General features: G+C 64.9%; 7 protein-coding genes. All 7 read left to right on the top strand.

The window, feature by feature from the left end; genetic code table 11:
• Positions 1-1241, top strand: a 1241-nt coding sequence (locus JNJ68_RS08750) for a lysine--tRNA ligase (RefSeq protein ID WP_294981529.1), incomplete at its 5' end; no start/stop codon positions are given.
• A 91-nt stretch (positions 1242-1332) separates the two neighbouring features.
• Positions 1333-2472, top strand: a complete 1140-nt coding sequence (locus JNJ68_RS08745) for a tetratricopeptide repeat protein (RefSeq protein WP_294981527.1) — start codon at positions 1333-1335, stop codon at positions 2470-2472.
• Between the two features lie 207 nt (positions 2473-2679).
• Entirely contained in the window at positions 2680-3081 is a 402-nt protein-coding gene (locus JNJ68_RS08740) for a DUF4864 domain-containing protein (RefSeq protein ID WP_294981525.1), read from the top strand.
• Positions 3082-3224: 143 nt separating this feature from the next.
• Positions 3225-3629: a tol-pal system-associated acyl-CoA thioesterase gene (gene ybgC / locus JNJ68_RS08735; protein ID WP_294981524.1), complete on the top strand. Its 405-nt coding sequence runs from the start codon at positions 3225-3227 to the stop codon at positions 3627-3629.
• A 498-nt stretch (positions 3630-4127) separates the two neighbouring features.
• Positions 4128-4823 carry a protein TolQ gene (tolQ, locus tag JNJ68_RS08730; RefSeq protein ID WP_294981522.1) on the top strand — a complete coding sequence of 232 codons (696 nt, stop codon included), beginning with the start codon at positions 4128-4130 and terminating at the stop codon, positions 4821-4823.
• A gap of 3 nt (positions 4824-4826) precedes the next feature.
• The gene (gene tolR / locus JNJ68_RS08725) at positions 4827-5321 is read left to right on the top strand and encodes a protein TolR (protein WP_294981519.1); all 495 of its coding nucleotides are present in this window, start codon (positions 4827-4829) and stop codon (positions 5319-5321) included.
• Between the two features lie 5 nt (positions 5322-5326).
• On the top strand, positions 5327-6289 hold a 963-nt coding region (locus tag JNJ68_RS08720; RefSeq protein ID WP_294981518.1), incomplete at its 3' end, for a cell envelope biogenesis protein TolA.

The following is a 6289-nucleotide window of genomic DNA, read 5'->3' as shown; positions in this document are numbered from 1 at the left end:
TGCCCGATCCCTATGGCGAGTATGAGAGCTTCGGCCACCACAACAACGCGATGCTGCGGCGGTTCCTGGATACGTTCGGGTTCGAGTACGAGTTCATCAGCGCGACGGAGTTCTACAAGTCGGGCCGGTTCGATGCGACGCTGCGGCTGTGCGCCGAGCGGTATGATGCGATCATGGCGATCATGCTGGCCTCGCTGCGGGAGGAGCGGCAGCAGACCTATTCCTGCTTCCTGCCGATCCACCCGGAGACGGGACGGGTGCTGTATGTGCCGATGAAGGAGGTGAATGCGAAGGACGCGACGATCACCTTCGACGACGAGGAGGGGCGGGAGTGGACGCTGCCGGTCACGGGCGGGCATGTGAAGTTGCAGTGGAAGCCGGATTTCGGCGCGCGCTGGGCGGCGCTGGACGTGGACTTCGAGATGTACGGGAAGGACCATTCGACGAATACGCCGATCTATGACGGGATCTGCGAGGTGCTGGGGGGGCGGAAGCCGAACCATTTCAGCTATGAGCTGTTCCTGGACGAGCATGGGCAGAAGATCAGTAAGTCGAAGGGGAACGGGCTGACCATCGACGAATGGCTGACCTATGCGGCGACGGAATCCCTCAGCTATTTCATGTACCAGAAGCCGAAGACGGCGAAGCGGATGCATTTCGACGTGATCCCGCGGGCGGTGGACGAGTATCACCAGCAGTTGAAGGCGTTCCCGGAGCAGTCGGTCGAAAGCCAGGTGAACAATCCGGTGTGGCACATCCATGCGGGGAAGCCGCCCGTGTCGAAGATGGTTGTCAGCTTCGGGATGCTGTTGAACCTGGCCTCGGTGGCCGGGGCCAAGGATGCCGGGGCGCTGTGGAAGTTCATCAAGCGCTATGCGCCGGAGGCCTCGCCCGAGGGGAACCCGGACCTGGATGCGGCGGCGGGGTTTGCGGTGCGCTATTTCGCGGACCGGATCGCGCCGACGCGGGTGTTCCGGGAGCCGGACGCGAAGGAGCGGGCGGCGATGGAGGATCTGGTGGGGCGGTTGAAGGCCTGGGACGGGGGGCTGGACGACGAGGCCTTGCAGTCGATGGTCTTTGCCGTGGGCAAGGAGCACGGGTTCGAGCCGCTGCGCGACTGGTTCAAGGCTTTGTACGAGGTTCTGCTCGGGGCGTCGGACGGGCCGCGCTTCGGGGGGTTCATCGCGCTCTACGGGGTGGACGAGACGGTGGCGCTCCTCAGCGCCAAGCTTGACGCCTGACGGTTCACGAGAGACCGCATAGATGAAATGACAGCGTGGCGTCCCCGCGTTAGACTTGCGTGCCATTGGGTTGTGCGAGAAAGGCGGCGCCATGGTAGATTTCAGCATGGTCGGCGGTATCCCGTTGCGGGTGATCAGACCGGTTTTTCTTCTATTCGCCTTGGCCTTGCCGGCATTTTCGCAAACGGACTTCGACGAATGTCAGAAGCTCGCTGCATCGTCTGATGAACCGGGAATAGCCGCTGGTGCAGGGGTACCTCTTGGCAAGATCGACACCGTGAAGGCAATCCCGGCTTGCACGTCCGCGCAGGTGCCTGGCGACCCGACCTATCCTGTCGTGTCCTATCGACTTGCGCGGGTCTACATGGCGAATGGTCCGATGCAGGACATAAGGTCTTCGCTCTACATGATGAGAACAGCGTCGGGGGCAATGTACTGGGCCGATGCGCTTGGTGCCGATGTCGCCGAATGGTATAAGGCAGCGGGCCTCGCGGGAATTACACCAGCCACATATGAAGCTGCGGCAAGATCCGGAGATGTCGTCGCTCAGATCGCCCTTGGCTGGCTCTACAGCTCGCCGAACCTGAGCGCGCTATCGTCCGATGCCTATCCGGAACAGGGACTGGAATGGATGCGGAAGGCGGCGAGCCAGGGTTCTCCCTTGGCGCAGTATGATCTGGCAACGCTGTTGGCTTTCCAGGACAGACATGATGAAGCGTTCCCGCTTTACAAAGCCGCCGCAGAGCAGGGCAGCAAGCGTGGGCTGTTTATGCTGGGCTTTTCCAAGCTGAGAGGGCGTGGAACGCAGCAGGATGTCGAGGGAGGGATGACCATTCTGAGCAATCTTGCCCTGCAGGGTGACGTCTGGGCCCAAATCGCCCTCGGCAAAGAGTTCGCTGCCGGCCGTTTCGTGCCAAAGGATGACGCTGTCGCGCGGCACTGGTACCAGAGGGCAGCCGACGGAGGCAGTCAGGAGGCCGTGAACCTACTGAAGGATCTGTCCCAAGTGCAGGCGATGACCGACGATGAGGCAATGCTTGCGCTGGCTGGGGCAGGGATTGTTCTGCTCGTTGCCGGCGCGGCTCTCACATATGATCCTGACGCGACCGACGCCGATTGGGATAACTCCATGGCCGACTATTACGAGCAACAAGAGAGTTTTGAGGAAAGCCAAAGGCAGATCATGGAGGACACGTGTGCCTGGGCGGATGAGGGCAATCCATTCTGCTGATTGCTTTTCGCGTCTTCGATCACTGCGCACAGCATTTGGGAGTTTGGCAGCATGGCGGGCCGCTAAGACGTCCACAATGGACAGCTAGGCGTCACTCTCCCAGACCTCATTTCCGCGCCGGTCGGACCGGAGCGGGCCAGCAGTTGACTTCTGGCCACCGAGGCTAGGTAAACGCTTGGGGGACGTTCGTTCAGGGAGCAATTGCCGATGCGCAATGGTCTTTATGCCGTCTTGCTTGCCGCAAGTCTTGCACTTCCCGCGTCTGCCCAGGAAGAGCCGATCCGGAACACCATCCAGAGCCAGATCGAAGCCTTCCAGGCCGATGATTTTGCCCGCGCCTTCACCTTTGCCAGCCCGACGATCAAGGGCCTTTTCGGCACGCCGGAGAATTTCGGCGCGATGGTTAAGAACGGCTATCCGATGGTCTACCGACCGGCCGACGTGCAGATGATGGAGTTGCGCGAGGTGGCGGGGAGCCTGTGGCAGCGGGTGCGGATCACCGACCAGGCCGGGGCGGGCTGGTACCTGGACTACATGATGGTCGAGACCGCCGAAGGCTGGCAGATCAATGCCGTGCAGATCCTGCCCGCGCCCGACGTGGGGGTGTGAAGGGCCGGTCTTCCTCTGCAGACGGGGGACCGGGGTCCTGATCGCCGGATGTGCCGGGGGTCTCTTCCTTGACTTGCGCGTCAGGCAGCGGGGTTTCGCTGTCCGGGCAAACCGCCTAGGGTCGCGGCAAGCCAGGAGACGACATGACCCCGCACGAGTTCCGCACCCGCGTCTATTACGAGGACACCGACCTTGCCGGGATCGTCTACTATGCCAATTACCTGAAGTTCATCGAACGGGCGCGGACGGAATGGATCGCCTCGCTGGGAGTCGACCAGATGGCGCTGAAGGCGCGGCAGGGGATCGTCTTTGCGGTCCGCCGGGTTGAGGCGGATTTCCTGCGCCCCGCGAAGTTCGGCGACGATCTGGTGGTGGAGACCAGGATGCAGTCGCTGGGCGGGGCCCGGATCGGGCTGGAGCAGGTGGTATTGCGCGGGGGCGAGCGGCTGTTCGTGGCGGTGGTCACGCTGGTCTGCCTGACCGAGGATGGCCATGCGGCCCGGTTGCCGGTGGAGGTCAGGGGGAAGCTCTCGGGGCCGTTGCATTGACGGGGTGAGCGGAGGCCCCCACCCCCGGCCCCTCCCTACGGAGCGGGAGGGGAGGTGCGCGGTTTTCGGCGGCGCGGAATGGAAGCGGTCGCGTCCGGCTTTGGCCGGGATGCCTCCGGCGGGGATATTTGTGCCAGTATGAAAGGCCTGGGGGAGTGCCTGGGTGAGAGGGCAGGTGCCTCCGGCGGGGATATTTGGGCAAAGATGAAGGCGAGGCCGGGTTCGGGAGCGCTGCGCCGGGGGGCTGGGGCCGCAGCTTGCTGGCTTGAGCCGGTGCGTCAGCAAGTTGCGCCTCCGGCGGGAGTATTTTGGCCGGGAGGACGTGCAGGCCGCGGCAGGTCGGTCGGGGCGGATCGCGGCCGCGCGGGGGATGACAAATCCCGTCATCCGCCAGCGGAACCATGCCAGCCACAGACTTGTGTTGGCATTCCCCCTGCACTCTTGCTAGAATCCGCGTTAACGGAGCCGAATAACGGCCCGATCAACAAGAGCAGGCGTATGGAACCCAACACCCTTGCGATGGCGCAGGAGATCGATTTCTCCATGCTCGCCCTTTTTGCCCGCGCGACACTGACGGTGAAGATCGTCATGCTGATGCTGATGGTCATGTCCTTCTGGTCATGGGCGATCATCATCCAGAAGCACATCCTGCTGCGGAAGGCGCGCGGCGAGGCAGGGATCTTCGACCGGGCCTTCTGGTCGGGCGAGCCGCTGGACGAGTTGTATGAAAAGATCGGGCCGGACCCGCAGGGGCAGTCGGAGAAGATCTTCGCCGCCGGGATGCTGGAATGGCGACGCAGCCACAAGCAGGACGGCGGGTTGATCGCCGGGGCGCAGAGCCGGATCGACCGGGCGATGAACGTGGCCATCGCGCGGGAAAGCGAGGTCCTGAACCGGGGCTTGAGCTTCCTGGCGACGACGGGCTCGACCGCGACCTTCATCGGGCTGTTCGGCACGGTCTGGGGGATCAAGCACAGCTTCGAGCAGATCGCCATCAGCCAGAATACCAGTCTTGCCGTCGTGGCGCCGGGGATCGCCGAGGCGCTGCTGGCGACGGGGGTGGGCCTGGTGGCGGCGATTCCGGCGGCGGTGTTCTACAACAAGCTGTCGGCGGACAACGACCGGGTGATCGGCGGCTATGAAAGCTTTGCCGACGAGTTCGCGACGATCCTGTCGCGCCAGCTGGATTCCTGAGCCATGGCGATGGGCGTTTCGGGATCGGCAGGCGGCGGACGGCGGCGCCGGCGCGGCGGCCGGGCGGCGTCGATGCACGAGATCAACATCACGCCGATGGTCGACGTGATGCTGGTGCTTCTCATCATCTTCATGGTGGCGGCGCCGATGCTGACGGTGGGCGTGCCGGTCAAGCTGCCGGAGACGGCGGCGACGGCCCTGCCGACCGAGCAGGAAGAGCCGCTGACGGTGACGATCACGGCGGACGGGCGGCTGACGATCCAGACCACGGAAGTCGCGGACGGGGAGATGATCCCGAAGCTGACGGCGATTGCGGCGGAGCGGACCTCGAAGAAGATCTTCCTGCGGGCGGACGGGGCCATTCCCTATGAGCGCGTGGCGCAGGTGATGGGGGCGCTGAATGCGGGCGGGTTCAACGAGATCGGCCTTGTGACCGACAGCGCCGGGCCAAGCTTTGGCGCGGGGGATGCGTCCAATACGGAAAGCAACGGCGGCTGAGGCGGATGGAGACGCGGTTCCAGACGGGAACGGTTATCTCGGCGATCGGGCATCTGGGGGTGATCCTCTGGGTGCTGGTCGGCGACTGGCTGTTCGCGGCCTCGGCCCCGCCGGAACCGATCGTGATGTCGGTCTCGACCCTGACGAGCGCGGAGTTCGATGCGTTGCAGGCGGCGTCAACCCCGACCCCGTCGGAGGAGCCAGCGCCGGTCAGGCCGCAGGCGCGGCCGGAGCCGGAGCCAGCGGTGGAGCCGGAACCGGCGCCGGAACCGGAACCCGTGCCAGAGCCGCAACCTGAGCCTGAGCCCGTGCCCGAGCCGGAACCCGACCCGGTCGTGGAGCCGCCGCCGTCCGATGCGGTGCAGGCCGAGGAGGAGCAGGCGATCGAGTCGGAATCGACCGAAATCCAGCCCGCGCCCGAGGCCGAGGCGATCATCGCGCCCGATCCGGTGCAGCCGGAAACCGAAGCCGAGACCTCGGACACGCCGGAACCGGCGGTGAGCGAGGAGGTCGCGCCGGAGGTTGTCGAAGAGCAGCCGACCGAGGAGACGGTGGCCGAGGATACCGGCGACGTGACCCAGACCGAGGCGAATATCGAGGACAGCGCCGAGACGGGGATGACCACCTCGATCCGCCCGCGCGCCAAGCCGTCGCGCCCCGAGCCGCAGCCCGAGGTGGCAGAGGACACGCCCGCCGAGGAGCCTGCGGAATCGGCGCAGCTGAACGTGCAGCCGGTGGACGACGCGGATACCGCGGATGCCATCGACGCGCTGCTGGGTGAGGCGAGCGAGGAGCCGGTGGCGGAAGAGACGGCTTCGGCGGACACGGGCGGGCAGGACCTGCCGCAGGGGCCGCCGTTGACCGGGGGCGAGATGGGGAACATCTCCAGCGCGATTGCGCGGCGCTGGAATTTGGGCGCTGCGTCTACAGATGTTATGAGCACCATGGTAAGGATCCAGGTGTCATTC

The sequence above is a fragment of the Tabrizicola sp. genome, assembly GCF_016793705.1.
Lineage (GTDB): Bacteria > Pseudomonadota > Alphaproteobacteria > Rhodobacterales > Rhodobacteraceae > Tabrizicola.
Note: the sequence above shows the minus strand (reverse complement) of the source record. Positions and strands in the feature narration are given on the sequence as shown.